Source organism: Pedobacter frigoris (assembly GCF_032678645.1).
Lineage (GTDB): Bacteria > Bacteroidota > Bacteroidia > Sphingobacteriales > Sphingobacteriaceae > Pedobacter > Pedobacter frigoris_A.
The window spans coordinates 453,745-471,649 of sequence record NZ_JAVTSP010000004.1; the positions used below are offsets into that span (position 1 = coordinate 453,745).

The window sequence follows — 17,905 nt, forward strand, 5'->3', positions numbered from 1 at the left end:
AAAAGGTACACTCGTCAGGATGACGTGGAGCACAATCCTTTCGTAAAATTACGTAACGGGCGGGCATATAGTTTGTTGAAAAATGATTGCCGATCTAACTTTACAATTGACTGATAATTCCTTAGATTTAACATATTAATCATAAAAATACATCAAATGGCGACACCATATATCCCTAGTTTAGATTTGGGTTCATACATCAACGGAGATGATGAACAACGTAAAAAGTTCTCTGAAGAACTTGGGCGTGCATTCAATGATTCCGGCTTTGTGACCATAACCAATCATGGTGTAAGTCAGGAACTGATTGATAAACTTTATAAGAATATACAAGCTGTATTTAACTTGTCACCGGATCAAAAGAAAAAATATGAGAAGGTTGAACTTGCCGGACAACGCGGATACACAAGTCCCGGTAAGGAGACAGCTAAAGGAGCTAAAACGGCCGATCTAAAAGAGTTTTGGCAGATTGGCCAAGAGGTAATGGACGGTGACCCAATTAAAAGCCAATATCCGGACAATGAATTTTTGGAAGAAATCCCGGAGTTTAATGAAGTGACGAGAGAGATTTATCAGCGTTTGGAAGCTAATGGAAAGCATTTGCTGAGGGCAATTGCTGCTTATCTTGATCTTCCTGTTGATTATTTTGATCAGCACGTACACAATGGCAATTCTATATTAAGGGGGATTCACTATTTTCCTATTCAGGATCCTGATTCTTTGCCTGATGATGCCGTGCGAGCCGGAGCTCATGAGGACATTAACCTGATCACGCTGTTGATTGGTGCAAGTGCTGATGGACTGGAAGTGCTTACCCGAAGTAATGAATGGTTGCCAATCAAAGCGGGGCATACGGATATTGTAGTAAATGTTGGTGATATGCTGCAAAGGCTGACCAATAATAAATTGAAATCTACTACACATAGAGTTGTAAATCCTCCGCGTGAACTGATGAAAACTTCACGTTTTTCTGTTCCATTCTTTTTACATCCACGGAGTGATATGGACTTGACATGCTTAGCGTCATGTATTGATGCTGAACATCCAAAATTGTATACTGACATGACGGCTGGTGAATATCTTGATGAAAGATTGAGAGAGATCGGACTTAAAAAAATGTAAGGAAAATGAAATGTCTATGCCTTCCTTTAGGTATGCGTAGGCTTTTGCTGCGCTGCAACTGCGCTTCTTCTGCGTTGCCTCTGGGGTGTTGCTGGGCTCGTTATCCTAGCCACACCCCAGAAGAGCGGAGCAGTACCCCGGGTGATACGATTGCATAGGGAACACAGGCATGTTCGTAAATGTTTATTTTCTATAGCATTTGGTTACCGAATCACTTCTATCACTTTACTCCGCTATCAATAGCTTTATTAATTACATCCTGTATTCTTCCTCTGATCTTCATATTGCCCAGCTTTTCACTAACACTAGGATGAACACGGTTAGACAAGAAGACATATACCAATCCTCTGGCTGGATCAACCCAAACACAAGTTCCGGTATAGCCCGTATGTCCATAAGTTTGGGACGAAGCGAGTTCAGATGGATACTTCTTTGTTAAATCGGGATCCCACCTGTCAAAGCCCAGACCTCTTCTGCTTACATTGGATTGTTTAGAAGTAAATAACTGTACCGTTTCAGGTTTAAAATACTGCTGGCCCCCGTAAGTTCCCCTATTGAGCAGCATTTGGTAAATAATAGCTACATCATTGGCACTTGCAAATAACCCGGCATGCCCTGAGATGCCACCTGCAAGTGCAGCTCCCTGATCGTGGACATAGCCTTCAAGTAATGTCTTTCTGAAATAAGTATCTTGCTCTGTGGGTACAATCTGATCCTTACTGAACCGGTTCCTTGGCAGGAATCCTGCAGTTTGCATACCCAGAGGTTTGTATAAATTATCTGATGCGTATTGATTTAATGGGATACCACTGATGCGTTCCACGATGTCTTTCATGACGTACATGCTAATGTCGCTATACACATATTTTCCCCTGGTTTTGATAGGAGAGTTTAGCATTTTTGGCCACATGATATCCTTAAAGAAGTTTTTCCTGATGTAGTAGTTGTCTGCAACCTTTGTAGGATATGCTGCGCTGGAGTCCCTGCTGTAGTCTCCTGGTTTTACATAATCATGGAAAGGAATATAAGGGATAAATCCTGCCTGATGAAGCATAACTTCACGTACTTTAATTTCATTCATAGGAGAAGTGCGGGCTTTAGGGATATAAGCGCCGATGTTGGTATCAAGATTTAGTTTATTTTGTTCAAACAAGCGCATGACTACCGGTGTAGTTGCAGTAGTTTTTGTCACCGAAGCCAGGTCAAATATATCAGTCAATTTGTCGGGAATGCCATTGACATAAGTATGATTTCCATACGCCTTATTGAAAATCACTTTCCCGTCTTTGGCTACCAGCACTACAATTCCAGGGGTTGCTTGTGCTTTAATTGCTTCATTAGCAATGTTGTCTATGTCTTTCAGGTTGTCAGAATTCACCTCCGCGTCCTCAGGTAAAGTGTATTTTAAACGTGTACTTGTAGTGCTGAAGCCAGAGCCTGCGGTATATTTTGGCGATAAATTGTTAGCCAGCTTTTTGCTGGTTCCAATGCCTCCGAATATAATCTGTGGAATGACAGTCGCCGCCATTGGTGTATTCTGATCTGTCCATACAATTGGGGCCTTGATTGCATCTAAGGAGCCTAAAGTTCGCCCATCTCCAAAAAAAGCTACGATTACCTCTTTGTTGCGGGCGATATTTAAAATGAAACTGGTATTTCTTACATCATTCGCAGCGGCTGAAGGGATGCTCACAACAACAGTGTTGAAGTATTTAAGATCATCCTCAAGATCGTTTAATGTTGTTGAATTTTGATAGTCAGCAGAAGAGAAAGAGGTAATCTTAGTGTACTTATTGAGCAGACTGTCGAATACGGTCTGGTTGCTAAAACCCAGGCTTACTGAGGCTATATTTTTCTTGTCGAGATCTTTCAGAGGGACTATATTTTCATGATTATTTAAAAGAACAGTATTGCTCGCAATGTTATTGACAACTGTAAGGATTTGTTCATTTTTTTTGTGTTCCTGTGCGCAGGCACTCAGTGTAAATACGGCAATAAAACTAATGGTAATGATGCTTGCAAGGTTCTTTTTCTTCATATAATCTCTATCTCTGTAATGGACTTGTTAGAACAACGTAAAATTAGGCTTTTTGATCTATGGATTTTTAAAGATATAAAAAGATAGTCCTTATTGAGGCTTATTTTGCCTAAATTAGCAACCTTTACCAAGGAATATAGATGTCAGATATTATACAACTTTTACCCGATAGTGTTGCCAATCAAATTGCGGCAGGAGAGGTGGTGCAACGCCCCGCATCGGCAGTAAAAGAACTTTTGGAAAACGCCATAGATGCAGGTGCGAATAAAATTCAACTGATTATTAAAGATGCCGGTAAGGCATTGATACAAGTTATAGACAATGGCTGCGGGATGAGTGTTACTGATGCACGAATGTGTTTTGAACGCCATGCCACATCTAAGGTTCGCAAAGCAGAAGACTTATTCGCCATAAGGACCATGGGTTTCAGGGGAGAAGCAATGGCCTCTATAGCTGCGATCGCCCAGGTAGAAATGAAGACCCGCAGACACGAAGATGAAGTAGGATCACTCATCGAGATCGAAGGTGCGACATTTATCAAACAGGAGCCGGTGGCTACTTCAGAAGGTACAAGCATTTCTATTAAAAATCTCTTTTACAACACACCAGCAAGAAGAAATTTTCTAAAAAGTAATCCTGCCGAAATGCGTCATATTATTGACGAATTTCAAAGAGTTGCAATGGCTCATCCTGGTATTGCATTTAGCTTACATCATGATGGGGCAGAAATTTATAGGCTACCATCTTCAGCATTGAAGCAGCGTATTGTTCATTTATTTGGTAATAACTACAATGAACGCTTAATTCCTGTTGAAGAGGAAACTACTATTATCAACTTAAAAGGCTTTATAGGCAAGCCTGAGTTTGCCAAAAAAACAAGGGGAGAACAGTTCTTTTTTGTAAACAATCGTTTCATTAAAGATGCTTACCTGAATCATGCAGTTAACAGGGCTTACGAAGAGTTGTTGGCAGATGATAATTTTCCTTTATATGTGCTGTTCATCGAAATTGATCCTGCAAAGATAGATGTGAATGTTCATCCTACTAAAACAGAAATCAAGTACCTGGATGAGAAATCCATTTATGCCATACTTCATTCTGCTGTTAAACGATCACTGGGCAGGTTTAATATTAGTCCGACAATAGATTTTGATCAGGAAACCGGATTTAGCAATATGATCACTCATAAGGCGCCTGAGGAGATTGTGCCCCCAAGTATTAGCTTCAATCCGGATTTTAACCCTTTCGCAGATGAAAAACCTGCTTCTACCAGAGATGCTGCTTATGCGAGTTTCTCTAAAAATTATAGCGGTGGCGGAGGGGGAATGTCTCCAAGTACAAGAAACTGGGGATCTCTTTACGAAATAGCGAAAGAAAGTCCGGCAGAACAATCGTCTCTGGACTTGCCCGGAACAAATACTGATGACCAATTTGCTCCAGTACAGAAGCAACTGATGCAACTGCATAACAGGTATATCATTTCACAGATCAAGTCAGGTTTGATGCTGATTGACCAACAGGCAGCGCATGAACGGATTTTATATGAAAGATTTATCCTGCATTTGGAAGACAGGAAGGGCGCCTCGCAGCAAAGTTTGTTTCCGCAGACAGTTACTTTGAGCCCAAATGACTACGAGCTTGCAAAAAGCCTGTTGGATGATATAAAAAGTTTAGGTTTTGAAGTAAGAGAATTCGGTAAAAATACGTTAGTCATAGAAGGGATTCCTGTAGATCTGGGAAGTAATAATATTAATGAAACTCAATTGTTTGAACACCTGATAGAGGGCTTTAAGAATTCTCAGCAGGAACTAAGACTGGATAAGCGTGATTCACTGGCCAGAAGCATGGCACGGAATAGTGCCATTAAAAGTGGTACGGTATTGGGACAGGCAGAAATGAATACTTTGATTGAACAGCTTTTTGCCTGTAAAACTCCTAACTTTAGCATTAGCGGCAGGCCGGTAATACAAACGATAGGGTTGAGTGAATTGGATAAGAAATTTGATAAATAGATAATAATGAATAATATACATATACCACCAGTGGTAAAAAACCTGCTGATCATTAATGTGTTGTTTTTTGCGGCAAAGTACGTTTTTGCGAATATGGATCCTAATTTGACTTTATTGCTAGGCGCGTATTATTTTGATTCTCAGTTTTTTGGTGTATGGCAGCTGATTACCTATATGTTTATGCATGGGGATTTTATGCATATCTTTTTCAATATGTTTGCATTGTTCACGTTCGGTAGTGTTCTTGAAAGCAGATGGGGAACCAAGCGGTTTATCAATTTTTACCTTATTACAGGATTAGGGGCTGTAGTGCTGCAAATGATAGTTCAGGCTTATGAGGTATATCATATTACAGGAATGGTTGCAAATGTTCCAATTACCGATCTTGTACATCAGGGGGGATACATCCAGGGAAATATTAATCTTCCAGGGTTGACAAAATCGGATTCTGATACTTTGCTAGGCATATATGGCGGACCTATGGTGGGCGCTTCAGGGGCTATATTCGGATTGCTAGTCGCGTTTGGGATGTTATACCCCAATACAGAATTGTATATCATGTTCATCCCGGTACCTGTTAAAGCAAAGTATATTATTCCGGTTTATATTTTAATGGAACTTTCTTTAGGAGTGGCAAAAGTACCAGGAGATTCAATCGCCCATTTTGCACACCTGGGAGGAGCAATAATTGGCTTTATTTTAGTTAAACTTTGGAAGGATAAGAACAACGATAGATTTTATACATACTATGAATAACAGCCCTTTAAAAGAACTGAAACATAAAGTATTTCAATCTGGAGACCCATCCTATTTATACATAGGGATAAACGTCATCATTTTTGTGGTGTTTGCGCTGATCAATATTCCTTTTTTCCTGTCAGGAAATGGGAGCATCGCTGGTGGGGACTGGATCAGGGAGTATTTCGGATTTCCTGCATCACTGGTTAAACTGCCTACTAGGTTTTACACGATATTAACCTATCAGTTCTTTCATGGAGGATTTTTTCATTTGTTGTTCAATATGTTATGGCTGTTTTGGATGGGAAGAATATTTTTAGATTTTTTAAAGCCAAGACAGTTTCATTTTGTGTACTTGGCGGGAGGCTTTACAGGGGCATTATTGTATCTTCTTGCTTATAATATTTTCCCTGTTTTTGCTTCATCTGCAGGGGCCACTGTAATCGGCTCTTCGGCATCTGTGATGGCTATTGTGGTCGCAACAGCTACTCTTGTACCCGATTATAGCATCAGACTTCTATTTTTGGGAGATTTGAAATTGAAATTTCTTGCCATTGCATACGTAGTTTTAAACCTTATTGGTATAGGAACTGCCGATGCGGGTGGTAGTTTCGCGCATATCGGTGGTATGATTATGGGTTTTACCTTCATCAAACTATTACAAAATGGAAATGACCTGAGCAATATTTTTAAGAAAAAACCAAAACTGAGGGTTGTAAAAAAGGATCCGGCAAAGCCGTCCTTTGTAAAGAAAAAAGAAACTACCGTAGATCAAAAGGAAATAGATGCAATTTTAGATAAGATTTCTAAAACAGGTTACGATAAGCTAACCAGGGAAGAAAAGGAAACTCTATTTAAGGCAAGCAAACATTAGTTATGAAGAAATCTAAGCCTTCAATTCTTGATAAACTGGTACGCTTAGTCGCCATAATTTTGGCAATTGCTCTTGTATTGGGTTTCATGGCCGGGAGGTTTGACCCGCGTGATCATAAATACATTCCATTCTTCGGGCTTGCTTACCCATTCCTGTTGTTATTTAATGTACTCATGATATTGTGGTGGTGCCTTAGGAAGCGCTGGAATTTTGCCATAGGCACTGCTGTCCTGATCTTGATCGGCTGGAATGCACTAACAGCTACTCTTGGCGTATTTGGCGATACCGGAAAAGGGGCAAAAGACAATCCGGACCATATCCGTATGATGACCTATAACGTCCATAGTTTTAAACCTTACGGGCTTGAAAATATAGAGCCGGTAAAACAACAGATGCTGGAGGTGATTCGAAATGAAAATCCGGACATCATCTGTTTTCAGGAATATTTTACCAGAAGAAAGGGTTCTTTTGATATCACGGATAGCTTAAAACGGATTCTAAAAACACCGTATTATTATTTCGTGCCTTCGGCAGAAAACAATTATGAAGCTACCGGACTGGCGATATTCTCAAGATATCCAATAAAGGATAAAGGTATTATCGTGTTTGGGGAGAATTTCGGCGGAAATGCAAGTATATATGTTGATCTGCTAGTTAATCAGCAAAAATTGAGGGTGTATAACATTCACCTTCAATCCATTTCTTTTGACAAGCAGGATTACAACTATATAGATAAGGTCACTAAAAAGATGGATGCCGAACTGATGCCATCCAAAAGAATCATCAGTATGCTGAGGAGTGCTTTTTTAAAGCGTAGTGAACAAGTAGACATCATGAAGCAACACCTGTCGACTTGTGAGACACCTTATCTGATCGCAGGTGATTTTAATGATACTCCAGCTTCTTATGCAGTAACTCAACTTACTAAGTCGCTGAATAATACCTTTAAGGAGCAAGGCACCGGGCTGGGGAGAACCTATAATGGAAAGTTTCCGAATTTCCAGATCGACTATATTGCCACTACAAAAAACATAAAAGTTCATAATTATCATATTATAGAAGCTAAATTGTCAGATCATTTTCCTGTTCGCAGTGATTTGACGTTAAATCCCTAAATTTTTTACCTTTGCAACATGAATACAGGCTTACAGCTATACAATACCCTAACACGAAAAAAAGAACCTTTTGAACCGCTAAATGCCCCTAACGTAGGGATGTATGTTTGCGGGCCTACCGTTTATAGTGATGTTCATTTGGGTAATTGTCGTACTTTCATATCCTTTGATTTGATTTTCAGATACCTGAAATATAGCGGTTATAAAGTTCGCTATGTAAGGAATATAACTGATGCAGGCCACCTGGAGGGAGATCGTGATGAAGGAGACGATAAATTTGCAAAAAGGGCGAAGCTTGAACAGCTGGAGCCAATGGAAATAGTTCAGAAGTATACGCTTGGCTTTCATGACGTGTTGAGAATGTTCAATACCCTGGCTCCAAGTATCGAACCTACAGCTACCGGTCATATTATTGAGCAAATTGAAATGATTAAGGAAATCATCAAAAACGGGTATGCTTATGAAACAAATGGAACTGTTTATTTTGACGTAGAAAAATACAGTAAGGAATACAATTATACGATACTGACTAACAGAAATCTGGAGGACATGCTGGCCAATACGCGGGAACTGGATGGGCAGGATGAAAAACACGGTAGGCTTGATTTTGCATTGTGGATAAAAGCAAAGCCAGAAACGCTAATGCGCTGGCCATCACCATGGGGTGTTGGGTTTCCCGGCTGGCATATCGAATGTTCGGCAATGAGCGCTAAATATCTCGGGGAAGAATTTGATATTCACGGCGGAGGAATGGATCTCGCGGCTACTCATCATACCAATGAAATCGCGCAATCCGAAGCTTGCAGTCATAAACAGCCGGCTAAATACTGGATGCATACAAATATGCTTACGGTAAACGGAGCAAGAATGTCTAAGACTGCGGGAAATGGGTTTTTGCCAGGGGAACTTTTTACTGGTGACCATCCATTACTGGAAAAAGGGTTTAGTCCAATGACAGTTAAGTTCTTTATGCTTCAGGCACATTACCGCAGTACACTTGATTTCTCTAATGAAGCACTTGATGCATCGGAAAAAGGCTTTAGAAGATTAATGAATGCAGTTAACCTGCTTGATAAATTGGTCGCATCTGAAAGCGGTGATTTTGAAATACAGCCCATCATTAACAATTGTTTAAAAGCAATGAACGATGATTTCAATAGCCCTGTGGTAATAGCTGAGCTATTTGAGGCTGTAAGAATTATCAATACCGTACACGATGGCAAAGGTAAAATATCTGTCCTGGAATTGGATCATCTGAAAAAGCTAATGAATGATTTCGTATTTGATATCTTTGGATTGAAAGATGAAGATACTTCAAATACTGAATTGAATTCGGTTCTCGATCTGGTGATCGATATCCGGACTTCGGCTAAAGAAAATAAAGATTATGCGACCTCTGATAAAATAAGGGTGGGATTGCAAAGCATGGGAATCCAGTTAAAAGATAGTAAGGAAGGCACAACCTGGAATAAGATCTAGTATTGTGCAATTGTTGATTACTTTTTAAACAACAAAACTTAGCAAATCTTATATTCGCTCTAACTATTTAAATACTATGATGAATAAACTTCTTTATACAATTGTTGCTGCGTCAATTACCATTGGGGCATATGCTCAAAAATCTGATGGAACCACCAAATCTCTTTTAAAAGCAGAGAAAGAATTCGGAGAAAGTCTTGCTAAAAATGGCGCTAAAGTAGCTTTTACAACGTATTCAGCAGATAATGGATTGGTGTTCAGACCAAATCCTGTGAATGCGAAAACTTACTACGCAACTCAGGGCGATACTAAAGACCTCAGCTGGACTCCCGCTTATGCAAGGGTATCCAAAAGTGGAGATTGGGGATTTACTACAGGACCATATACATATAAAGGAACTGAAACAGGTTATGGCGAATATTTCTCTTTGTGGAAAGTAAGTGATGGTAAATGGCAATTGGTACTTGATTTAGGCACTGAGCACAATAAACCGCTAAACAAACCAACAAGTGAATTTATAGAGCCAAAGGAATTCTATAAACCAAAATTCTTAAATGATAAGCAAAGAGAAGCAGGGGCAAACATCATTGCTACTACGGAAAAAACGCTAAATGCGACACTTAAATCCTATGGAATTTCAGCTTTTGCGGGCTTTGTTAATCCAGATGTGAGAGTGCTTTTCCCTGGATATGAGCCTATATTAGGAAAAGACAAAGCTTTGGCTTTCTTCAATAGTATGATTAGCAAAGTAGCTTTAAAAACTACTAAGATAGATAAAGCGGATGGTGGTGATTTTGCTTATTCTTATGGTGTTGCTGCGATTGATTACAAAGCTGACTTAAGAGAGAGCTTTAACTATGTATTCGTTTATGAGCGCCAGGCTGATCACAATTGGAATTTGATCTCGATAGTATTTACTCCGGCTGATCGTTAAAATATTAAATTACTTATAATACAGGGGTTTCTTAAAGGAGTAATTTAAGAAACCCTTTTTTTTATACTATAGGCGTAGCTGTCATGGGTATGCTGATCAATAAATATTTCCTATGAAAAAATACTTGGTACTTATTGCTGTTCTGTTTGCCTTTGCCAAGGCTTCGGCTCAAAAATTTGATGTACAGGGCAATCGTGGTGCCAGAGGAATTATGCCTGAAAACACCATTCCCGGTATGTTGCGTGCATTGGATCTGGGGGTAAATACCCTGAATATGAATGCTGTAATTTCTAAAGATAAAAAAGTCGTCTTGTCCCAGGAGCCTTACTTTAATCATGAGATAAGCTTAATGCCTGATGGTAAAGCTATCACCTTGAAAGATCAGAAGAAATATAATATTTATAAGATGGACTACGCTGAAGTTCAGAAATTTGATGTCGGCAGTAAAGTTCATAGCAGATTTCCTTATCAGGAAAAGATGGTGATCGGTAAGCCCTTGCTTGAAGAAACGATTGATGCCGTTGAAGATTATGTGAAGAAAAACAAGCTGCCAAAACCAAATTTTAGCATTGAGACAAAAGCAATTCCTAAAGGCGATAATGAATTCCAGCCGGAACCGGCGGAATTTGTTGAACTCATCATGGAAATAGTGAACAATAAAAAGATAGCTAAACGTGTGACGATACAATCATTTGATATGCGTACACTACAATACCTGCACGAGCATTACCCGAAAATAAAAACGGCTTTACTGATAGACGAAAAGATCGATTTTGAAGTGAATATTGGTGAACTGGGTTTTATGCCTACTGTCTACAGCCCTTATTCCGTATTGGTAGGGAAGGGATTGATTCAGCGTTGTCATGATGCAGGTGTTAAAATCATTCCCTGGACTGTGAATACAGAAAAGGATATGAAATACCTGATCGAACTTGGCGTTGATGGCGTAATAACAGATTATCCTAACCTATATAATAAGGTATCTGAGGGCCTAAAATAAGTTTTTAATGATCTGTTCAATGGATAGACCTTCGGCTTCAGCACGATAATTTCTAACGATGCGGTGTCTAAGTATTGCTTCAGCCACAGCTTGAACATCTTCAATGTCCGGTGAATATTTACCTGAAATTGCTGCGTGGCATTTAGCTCCTATAACAAGGAATTGTGACGCCCTTGGGCCTGCACCCCAGCTAATGTACTTATTGACATCTTCAGTCGCCATTGGTGTATGAGGACGTGTTTTGCTGACCAGCTTTACCGCATACTCTACCACATTATCTGCAACAGGGATATTCCTGACTAACTTTTGAAAGTATTGGATTTGTTTTGCATCAATTATTTTCTTCAATTGAACATCACTATTGCTGGTTGTATTTTTTACAATGGTGAGTTCATCATTGAATGTCGGATAGCCCAAATGAATGTTGAACATAAACCTGTCCAGCTGAGCTTCCGGAAGGGGATAAGTACCTTCCTGTTCAATTGGGTTTTGCGTTGCCAATACAAAGAAAGGATTGGGCAACACATGTCTTTGCCCTGCAGCTGTAACCGCCTTTTCCTGCATGGCTTCTAATAGTGCAGCCTGAGTCTTAGGAGGTGTTCTGTTGATCTCATCAGCAAGAACAATGTTGGAGAAAATCGGGCCGTTGATGAACTTAAAATTTCTGTCTTCGCCCAGAATTTCTGCACCAATGATATCGCTGGGCATTAAATCTGGTGTAAACTGGATCCTGTTGAAATTCAGGTCCAGTACATCTGCCACAGTTTGAACCAATAATGTTTTTGCCAGGCCGGGCACTCCAACCAACAGGCAATGACCATTACTAAATATCGAGATCAGAACCGATTTAATAACTTCTTCCTGTCCTATAACAATCTTACCTATTTCAGATTTGATGTTATTGTATGCCTGGTGTAGCGCGTCTACAGCTTTAATATCATTGTCAAACTGCATAAGGTTTATTTTTTTGAATTTTTACTCCAGATCTTTAACTCATCGCAGTCATCATAATCCACATCAATTCTGATGTAGGTACTCTCTCTTCTTTTTTCAAACCACTCACTTAATTTAAGGTTGATTTTATCTTGTTGTGCGCGCTCTTTAAATTTAGCATAATCCTGATCAAGATTTCCTTTGTGAGGAGGTATCTTCGATTTCAGGTAAAGAATTTTAAAACCTTCTTTCCCGTCAGGATCAGAAAAAGCAACTGGTGAAGAAATGCCACCAACTTTCATCGTATCTACAACAAGGAATACTTTAGGATCAAGTTTGTCAGCAGGAATGAAGGTCGTTCTTTGACTAACATCATCAGAATAAAGCAACATACCACCATTGTACTGAGATTCTTTATTGTCTGAATAAAGAGATGCAGCTGCAGAGAAAGGAATTTTTTTGCCGATCAGGTTTCTGTAGATCGTATCGGCCTGAAGCTTAACGCGCTCCAAACTTGCCGGGGTAGTTTGAGGTTTAATCAAAATATGACGGGCATTAACCTGCTCTCCACGGCGTTCAATTACCTGTAAAATATGGAATCCGTGTTCTGATTCAAATACCGGAGAAAGCTCACCTGGTTTTAATTTGAAAGCCTGTGCAGTAAATTCTTTTACCATTCTCTGGCGATCGAAGAAGCCAAGATCTCCACCATCAGGAGCAGAGCCGCCATCTTCTGAGTAAGATTTAGCTAAGAAAGCAAAGTCTTCACCACTTTTAACCCTCAATCTCAGGGCATCGATCTTATCATAGAACTTTTGCTTTTCAGCCTTAGTCAGTTTTGGGTGAAGGACGATCTCGCCAATCTCAAATTCCGTAGGGATATCAGGAAGACTGTCTTTTTTATAGCTTTCAAAATAGCGTTTTACTTCCAAAGGTGTAACATTTACGTTCTCAGTTATCTTCTGCTGCATTTTATTGGAAATCAACTGTTCCTTAAGGTCAGGTCTGATCTCGTCTTTATATTGCAATACAGAACGGTTAAGAAATGTTTCAAGCCTTTCCTGTCCGCCTGCTTTTGAAATCATTGAACGCATCCTTCTGTCTACCTCATCATCAACCTGAGATTCATCAACCATTACAGAGTCAATTTCTGCCTGTTGTTTAAGTAGCTTTTGGGTAAGCATTTGCTGCAGGATATAACATTTTACCTTAGGGTCATCAGGATTTCCACCATTCAGATATTGTGCATATTGCTGGTTCAGTTCAGATAACAGGATGATGTTATTTCCCAATACCGCTACAACTTTATCTACATTCTTTTTGGGACCCTGAGCTTGTGCACTTAAAAACAAGCAGAAGAATCCGCTTGCCATTACTAAAAATTTCCTCATTCTATGATTGTTCAATTGTATTCTTTTTTTGCAAATTTAATATTATCTATTCTATTGACCAGCATTTATAATTTAGCCAGTTTTCTCACTTCATCATGGTTGACCTTTATCGCATACCGCTTCCTTAATGCGATTATCCATTCATCTTCCATTTTTTGCTGATAATCAGCGATCACTTGCCCTCTTGCCTCATCAAAAGAACTTTGCTGGTATTGATTTTTATGGTTTTCATAAAAATTACGCAGCTGGTTCTCATCATTCTGTGCCCGTTCCCATATTTTTTTCTCTGAGATATTGAACATCAGAACAGCTTCTCTATATTCATTCAGGATAAACGAATACTCAGCATTTGATTTTGATACCCTTTTTTGAGTACGTAAAGCGGACTCATAATTCTCAATCTCTTTTGTGTAGGCAGTATCCTTATCCAATCCTGTTTCCCTTGCATCCATCACCTTCAATTTAAAGTTGATATACAGGTCGAGGTATGCCGCCAGGTCTTGGTAAGTAGCATTTGCATTGCCGGAGTGGTTTTTTTTGTAAAACCACATGAATTCTTTATTACTTATTGGTCTCCCGTTGATGACAGCTACATTTTGAGCAAATGCCCCTGCAATGCAAAAGGATAGAATAATGACGCAGCAAACTTTTCTCACAAAAGATCTTTCGTATTAATTTTTAAGGCATAAAAGTAATAAATAAAGGCACTATAATGAGATATTTAACTAATTTTAACAGAAAAAAGATTTCCAACAAAATTATCATTAATGGTTAACCAACTTACCACCAGCGGAGACGGCTTGAGATTGTTTTTTACAGATGATGTTTACCTCGTAAATGAGCCTCAAAGTTCATTGAGTCCGAAAGTTCATGTTGTTGAAAATGAGGAGGTAGTGTCTGCCAACGCAGAGGTGGTAACTCCGGTGCCCGTGATGATAGCCGAACCGGCAGCAGAGCGCATACAGGCGATAGTTGAAAGGATCGAATTTAAATACCTGGGAAAAAATCAGCGTAATATTTTAATCCTGGTGAATGACGCGAATCATGAGGTTAGTGATGAAAACGGAAGGGAGCTATTGAGGAAGATTGTAAAATCGGTAAACCTCAGTGCAAATGATTTCGCTTTATTGAACTACCACAATTACCAGAAAGCGACCTATCGCCACTTGATGGATCATTTTTCAAGTACCATAATATTCGCTTTTGGAGTATCTCCATTGCAATTGGAACTTCCTGCCCATCCTGAAAATACAGTCATCAGAGAAGATGGGGTCATGATGATATTCTCTGCTGAACTGAAAAGACTGCATGAGGATCAGCATGCTAAGAAAACGCTTTGGGGAAGTCTTAAACAACTTGGATTATGATGCCAGAACTAGTATTTGCTACCAATAACCGACACAAAACTGAAGAAGTTGGCTCACTTTTACATGGACAATATAAAGTCTTAAACTTAAGCGATATTGGCTGTACCACTGATATTCCTGAAACCGGGACTACCTTTGCAGAAAATGCAACTTTGAAAAGCAGGTATGTCGTAGATCATTATCAATTGGACTGTTTTGCAGACGACAGCGGACTCGAGATTGAGGCGCTGAATAATGAACCGGGAATTTTTTCTGCCCGTTACTCCGGTATTAAGGATGACGCAGCAAATCTAAAACTGGTATTGCAAAAAATGGAGGGAATTGCCAATCGTAAAGCCAATTTCAGAACGGTAATATCATTGATCCGGAATAACGAAGAATTCCTATTTGAGGGTTTGATTTATGGCAATATCAGGGAGACTCCAGCAGGAAGTCAGGGCTTTGGTTATGACCCTATATTTGAACCCCTTGGTTATGACCATACCTTTGCTGAAATGAGCATGACAAAGAAAAATGAAATCAGCCACCGTGCGCTCGCAATGCAAAAGCTTATAGCTTTTTTAAAGGGTTAGATTCTAGTTTTTTGATCAAACTGTCGGGTTTGATATGCTGAATCGAATCCGCGGCTTTAATGACATCCTTTTTAATTGCAGGATTCACCTTGTTCAACAAAGAATCGGCTTGTTTGACAACGCCTTTTAGAAGATTTGTCTTCACATCAGGCTTTTTAATGACAGCTCCCTTTTTTGCTGTGGTAGTGGCTTTGGAAGCTACAACAGGTTTTTTAGCAGGTGCCTTTGGTTTTGGCTTTCCGGTGATGATCTCTTTCTTTGAAAGCGGCTTCAATTCAGGCTTCCATATAAATCCTGTGAGCAAAACATCTTCTTTTAATTCCTTTATAGGTATTCTAAGCGCCTCAGGATCCCTGATTGCCAGTAGCTTGGTGATCTTTTTATCCTTGAAAAGAATTTTGATCCTGCTGCTCACCGTCTGGTTCATATCGGTGTATGCACTGTCTTTGTCAGTAGCATAATAAACGCTTTCCGCATTTCCATCTACAAACACGTTGCTGATTTCACCATTGGTAAAGAATGCAGTAATGAGCTTCCCTTTTACCTGATTGAATTTCGCGGAATCAGTGTTGACATTTACCATAAAGCTATTTTGTACAGCCTGTAAGGTGTTTAGTTTCTTGTTTTTCAGACGTAAATAAATGGTGTCTCCCGTTTGCTGGGAATTTTGCGACCAGAGGATGGGCTTGCCATACCAGCGAAGGGTAGAATCTGCATTCGTATAAAAAAGAGAATCGGCAACGGCCTGCATATTTGATTTATAAACCCTGACATTGTGGTAAGCTTTAATGATCCTGGTCCTTACCGTGTCGAGCGGATTGAACGCGGCAGTGTCTTTAGACAGTGTTGTTTTTGCAATTCCTGCCTTCGCGGCAGCCCCCTTCAAGGTAGTGCCTTTAGCCACAGTCGATCCTTTCGGTACTACTTTCGCCTTGTCTGTCGTCACACCAGGCTTTTTCGCCACGCTATCAGTTTTTTTTTCCACCACTACAGGCTTCTTAAGCAGGCTGTCTGCCGTTTTTTTCAAGCTGTCCGCCGCCTTTTTTATTTTAAGCGAATCTGTCAAAATGCTGTCCGGTACTTTCAATTTGGTACTGTCGCCGATTAAGCTATCCGTCTTTACATCGGAGAGTTTAATTTTTCCTTCCTTGATGGCTTTATCTAGTGCCTTCTGTTCTTTTTTGCTGAGTTTCTTGATCGGTTCAGTTTTCGTAGGAGGCAAGGCTTTGTTTGTGGGTTTAGCCGTAGGCTGTCTGGCGGTTTTCGGTGCACCACCTTTTTCCTCCGTTTTTTCTTCCTCTCCAAGCTCATTATCCTTTTTAAGAACAGGCGATTCAATTAGTATCAGCTTTTTTTGTAAAGCCATTTGAGTTTCCAGGGTATCAGCACCCAGCCAAATGCTGTCGGGCTGCATTTTCTTACCTACCTTAACCGAATCAGCAGTACCGAGCCCTACGTATGCATTTTTAGTTACCAAAGCACGTTCATCTGCTTTATAATAGTAACCGAGCTGTCCATACATGATGGTCTTATCCGATGTATCCTTGAACACAATATTCTTCACTGCTCTACCAACCCCCTGTACGCCATTATAGTAAAGGCTATCCCCTTTTAACGATTTGGAACCATTGGTATATAAATTCTTTTTGCCGAAGAAAGCTTGTTCGTTTTGGGTATTGTAAGCTCCATTCTCCGTATACAGGTTATCTCCCTTACCCTTGATGTTTGTCGGGCCATAGAAATAGGTAATCTTAGTAAGCGTATTGTAACGCATGGTATCAGAGGTGATGCGAACTTCCGGAGTTACTGTAACTACGTCATAGCGAAAGTAAGTGTCTTTATATGTGCCCAAATAATGACCGTTTTTACTCGTTACAGTTACATCTTTACTTACAATTTTTCCTCCGTCGACATAAGTTCCATTTTGAGTCCCTGTATTGTAAGTAAAGTTATCCGTTGTCAGCACGTTTAGGTTATCCAGCATCCTGACGTTTCTCGTTAGCAGGGCTATTTTTGTATTACCGTCATAGATCAGGTGATCTGAGAAAATGTTAATGGTATCGCCCTGATTGATGTGTACATTACTGAAAGCTTCAAAAACATTACGTTCTGAATAGAGTATTGCACTATCACAAGTTAGTGTAGCGCCGTTATGTAGAAATACAGGCTTTTTAAGATGCGTCGCGTTTGTCTTGGCGTCCATTCTACCCGCCTCATTGCTCTGCAAAATAATTTTCGTTCTCTGCTGAGCAAACAAAGAGATCGGGAATATAAATAAGATAAACAAAAGGTGTATTTTCTGCACTTTACAAAGTTAGTTGTTATTTTTG

The 17,905-nt window shown here is 39.7% G+C and carries 15 protein-coding genes; 10 read left to right on the forward strand and 5 right to left on the reverse strand.

Annotated elements, in window-relative coordinates:
* Positions 1-156: 156 nt before the first annotated feature.
* The gene (locus R2Q78_RS15385; protein ID WP_316793436.1) at positions 157-1,122 is read left to right on the forward strand and encodes an isopenicillin N synthase family dioxygenase; all 966 of its coding nucleotides are present in this window, start codon (positions 157-159) and stop codon (positions 1,120-1,122) included.
* A 220-nt stretch (positions 1,123-1,342) separates the two neighbouring features.
* On the opposite strand, the gene R2Q78_RS15390 is transcribed toward R2Q78_RS15385, so the two are convergent.
* The gene (locus R2Q78_RS15390) at positions 1,343-3,160 is read right to left on the reverse strand and encodes a serine hydrolase domain-containing protein (protein WP_316793438.1); all 1,818 of its coding nucleotides are present in this window, start codon (positions 3,158-3,160) and stop codon (positions 1,343-1,345) included.
* Positions 3,161-3,300: 140 nt separating this feature from the next.
* Between R2Q78_RS15390 and mutL the strand changes: the two genes are divergently transcribed.
* The 7 genes from mutL to R2Q78_RS15425 all read left to right on the forward strand — a co-directional run bounded on the left by mutL (position 3,301) and on the right by R2Q78_RS15425 (position 11,312).
* Positions 3,301-5,172 carry a DNA mismatch repair endonuclease MutL gene (gene mutL, locus R2Q78_RS15395; RefSeq protein WP_316793440.1) on the forward strand — a complete coding sequence of 624 codons (1,872 nt, stop codon included), beginning with the start codon at positions 3,301-3,303 and terminating at the stop codon, positions 5,170-5,172.
* 6 nt (positions 5,173-5,178) lie between these two features.
* Positions 5,179-5,928 (forward strand): rhomboid family intramembrane serine protease, encoded by a 750-nt coding sequence (locus R2Q78_RS15400; RefSeq protein ID WP_316793442.1) that lies wholly within the window; start codon positions 5,179-5,181, stop codon positions 5,926-5,928.
* Positions 5,921-6,784: a rhomboid family intramembrane serine protease gene (locus R2Q78_RS15405; protein ID WP_316793443.1), complete on the forward strand. Its 864-nt coding sequence runs from the start codon at positions 5,921-5,923 to the stop codon at positions 6,782-6,784. Before R2Q78_RS15400 ends, R2Q78_RS15405 begins: the two co-directional genes overlap by 8 nt.
* A gap of 2 nt (positions 6,785-6,786) precedes the next feature.
* Entirely contained in the window at positions 6,787-7,899 is a 1,113-nt protein-coding gene (locus tag R2Q78_RS15410) for an endonuclease/exonuclease/phosphatase family protein (protein WP_316793444.1), read from the forward strand.
* Between the two features lie 18 nt (positions 7,900-7,917).
* Positions 7,918-9,378 (forward strand): cysteine--tRNA ligase, encoded by a 1,461-nt coding sequence (gene cysS, locus R2Q78_RS15415; protein WP_316793445.1) that lies wholly within the window; start codon positions 7,918-7,920, stop codon positions 9,376-9,378.
* Positions 9,379-9,454: 76 nt separating this feature from the next.
* Positions 9,455-10,312 carry a DUF4440 domain-containing protein gene (locus R2Q78_RS15420; protein ID WP_316793446.1) on the forward strand — a complete coding sequence of 286 codons (858 nt, stop codon included), beginning with the start codon at positions 9,455-9,457 and terminating at the stop codon, positions 10,310-10,312.
* 112 nt (positions 10,313-10,424) lie between these two features.
* Positions 10,425-11,312, forward strand: coding sequence for a glycerophosphodiester phosphodiesterase family protein (locus tag R2Q78_RS15425; RefSeq protein WP_316793447.1), 888 nt, complete (start codon positions 10,425-10,427; stop codon positions 11,310-11,312).
* On the opposite strand, the gene R2Q78_RS15430 is transcribed toward R2Q78_RS15425, so the two are convergent.
* From R2Q78_RS15430 to R2Q78_RS15440, 3 genes are all read right to left on the reverse strand, one after another.
* Positions 11,304-12,266 (reverse strand): MoxR family ATPase, encoded by a 963-nt coding sequence (locus R2Q78_RS15430; RefSeq protein WP_316793448.1) that lies wholly within the window; start codon positions 12,264-12,266, stop codon positions 11,304-11,306. The two genes, R2Q78_RS15425 and R2Q78_RS15430, sit on opposite strands and share 9 nt — an antisense overlap.
* 5 nt (positions 12,267-12,271) lie before the next feature.
* Positions 12,272-13,636, reverse strand: coding sequence for a peptidylprolyl isomerase (locus tag R2Q78_RS15435; RefSeq protein WP_316793449.1), 1,365 nt, complete (start codon positions 13,634-13,636; stop codon positions 12,272-12,274).
* A gap of 65 nt (positions 13,637-13,701) precedes the next feature.
* Positions 13,702-14,292 carry a hypothetical protein gene (locus tag R2Q78_RS15440; protein ID WP_316793450.1) on the reverse strand — a complete coding sequence of 197 codons (591 nt, stop codon included), beginning with the start codon at positions 14,290-14,292 and terminating at the stop codon, positions 13,702-13,704.
* Positions 14,293-14,403: 111 nt separating this feature from the next.
* Between R2Q78_RS15440 and R2Q78_RS15445 the strand changes: the two genes are divergently transcribed.
* Together R2Q78_RS15445 and rdgB are read left to right on the forward strand one after the other, a co-directional pair.
* The gene (locus tag R2Q78_RS15445; protein ID WP_316793451.1) at positions 14,404-15,003 is read left to right on the forward strand and encodes a hypothetical protein; all 600 of its coding nucleotides are present in this window, start codon (positions 14,404-14,406) and stop codon (positions 15,001-15,003) included.
* Complete coding sequence (gene rdgB, locus R2Q78_RS15450; protein WP_316793567.1) at positions 15,003-15,575, forward strand: RdgB/HAM1 family non-canonical purine NTP pyrophosphatase; 573 nt, start codon at positions 15,003-15,005, stop codon at positions 15,573-15,575. The genes R2Q78_RS15445 and rdgB overlap by 1 nt, the downstream gene beginning before the upstream one ends.
* Here the strand turns inward: rdgB and R2Q78_RS15455 are convergent.
* The gene (locus R2Q78_RS15455) at positions 15,553-17,880 is read right to left on the reverse strand and encodes an OstA-like protein (protein WP_316793452.1); all 2,328 of its coding nucleotides are present in this window, start codon (positions 17,878-17,880) and stop codon (positions 15,553-15,555) included. The genes rdgB and R2Q78_RS15455 overlap by 23 nt on opposite strands.
* Positions 17,881-17,905: the final 25 nt, after the last annotated feature.

Bases quoted from the DNA above. Each gene is read 5' to 3' on its own strand.
- R2Q78_RS15425 (WP_316793447.1), top strand. From the start codon at position 10,425: ATGAAAAAATACTTGGTACTTATTGCTGTTCTGTTTGCCTTTGCCAAG.
- mutL (WP_316793440.1), top strand. From the start codon at position 3,301: ATGTCAGATATTATACAACTTTTACCCGATAGTGTTGCCAATCAAATT.
- R2Q78_RS15410 (WP_316793444.1), top strand. From the start codon at position 6,787: ATGAAGAAATCTAAGCCTTCAATTCTTGATAAACTGGTACGCTTAGTC.
- R2Q78_RS15430 (WP_316793448.1), bottom strand. From the start codon at position 12,266: ATGCAGTTTGACAATGATATTAAAGCTGTAGACGCGCTACACCAGGCA.
- rdgB (WP_316793567.1), top strand. From the start codon at position 15,003: ATGCCAGAACTAGTATTTGCTACCAATAACCGACACAAAACTGAAGAA.
- R2Q78_RS15390 (WP_316793438.1), bottom strand. From the start codon at position 3,160: ATGAAGAAAAAGAACCTTGCAAGCATCATTACCATTAGTTTTATTGCC.
- R2Q78_RS15400 (WP_316793442.1), top strand. From the start codon at position 5,179: ATGAATAATATACATATACCACCAGTGGTAAAAAACCTGCTGATCATT.
- R2Q78_RS15420 (WP_316793446.1), top strand. From the start codon at position 9,455: ATGATGAATAAACTTCTTTATACAATTGTTGCTGCGTCAATTACCATT.
- R2Q78_RS15405 (WP_316793443.1), top strand. From the start codon at position 5,921: ATGAATAACAGCCCTTTAAAAGAACTGAAACATAAAGTATTTCAATCT.
- R2Q78_RS15385 (WP_316793436.1), top strand. From the start codon at position 157: ATGGCGACACCATATATCCCTAGTTTAGATTTGGGTTCATACATCAAC.
- cysS (WP_316793445.1), top strand. From the start codon at position 7,918: ATGAATACAGGCTTACAGCTATACAATACCCTAACACGAAAAAAAGAA.
- R2Q78_RS15435 (WP_316793449.1), bottom strand. From the start codon at position 13,636: ATGAGGAAATTTTTAGTAATGGCAAGCGGATTCTTCTGCTTGTTTTTA.
- R2Q78_RS15445 (WP_316793451.1), top strand. From the start codon at position 14,404: ATGGTTAACCAACTTACCACCAGCGGAGACGGCTTGAGATTGTTTTTT.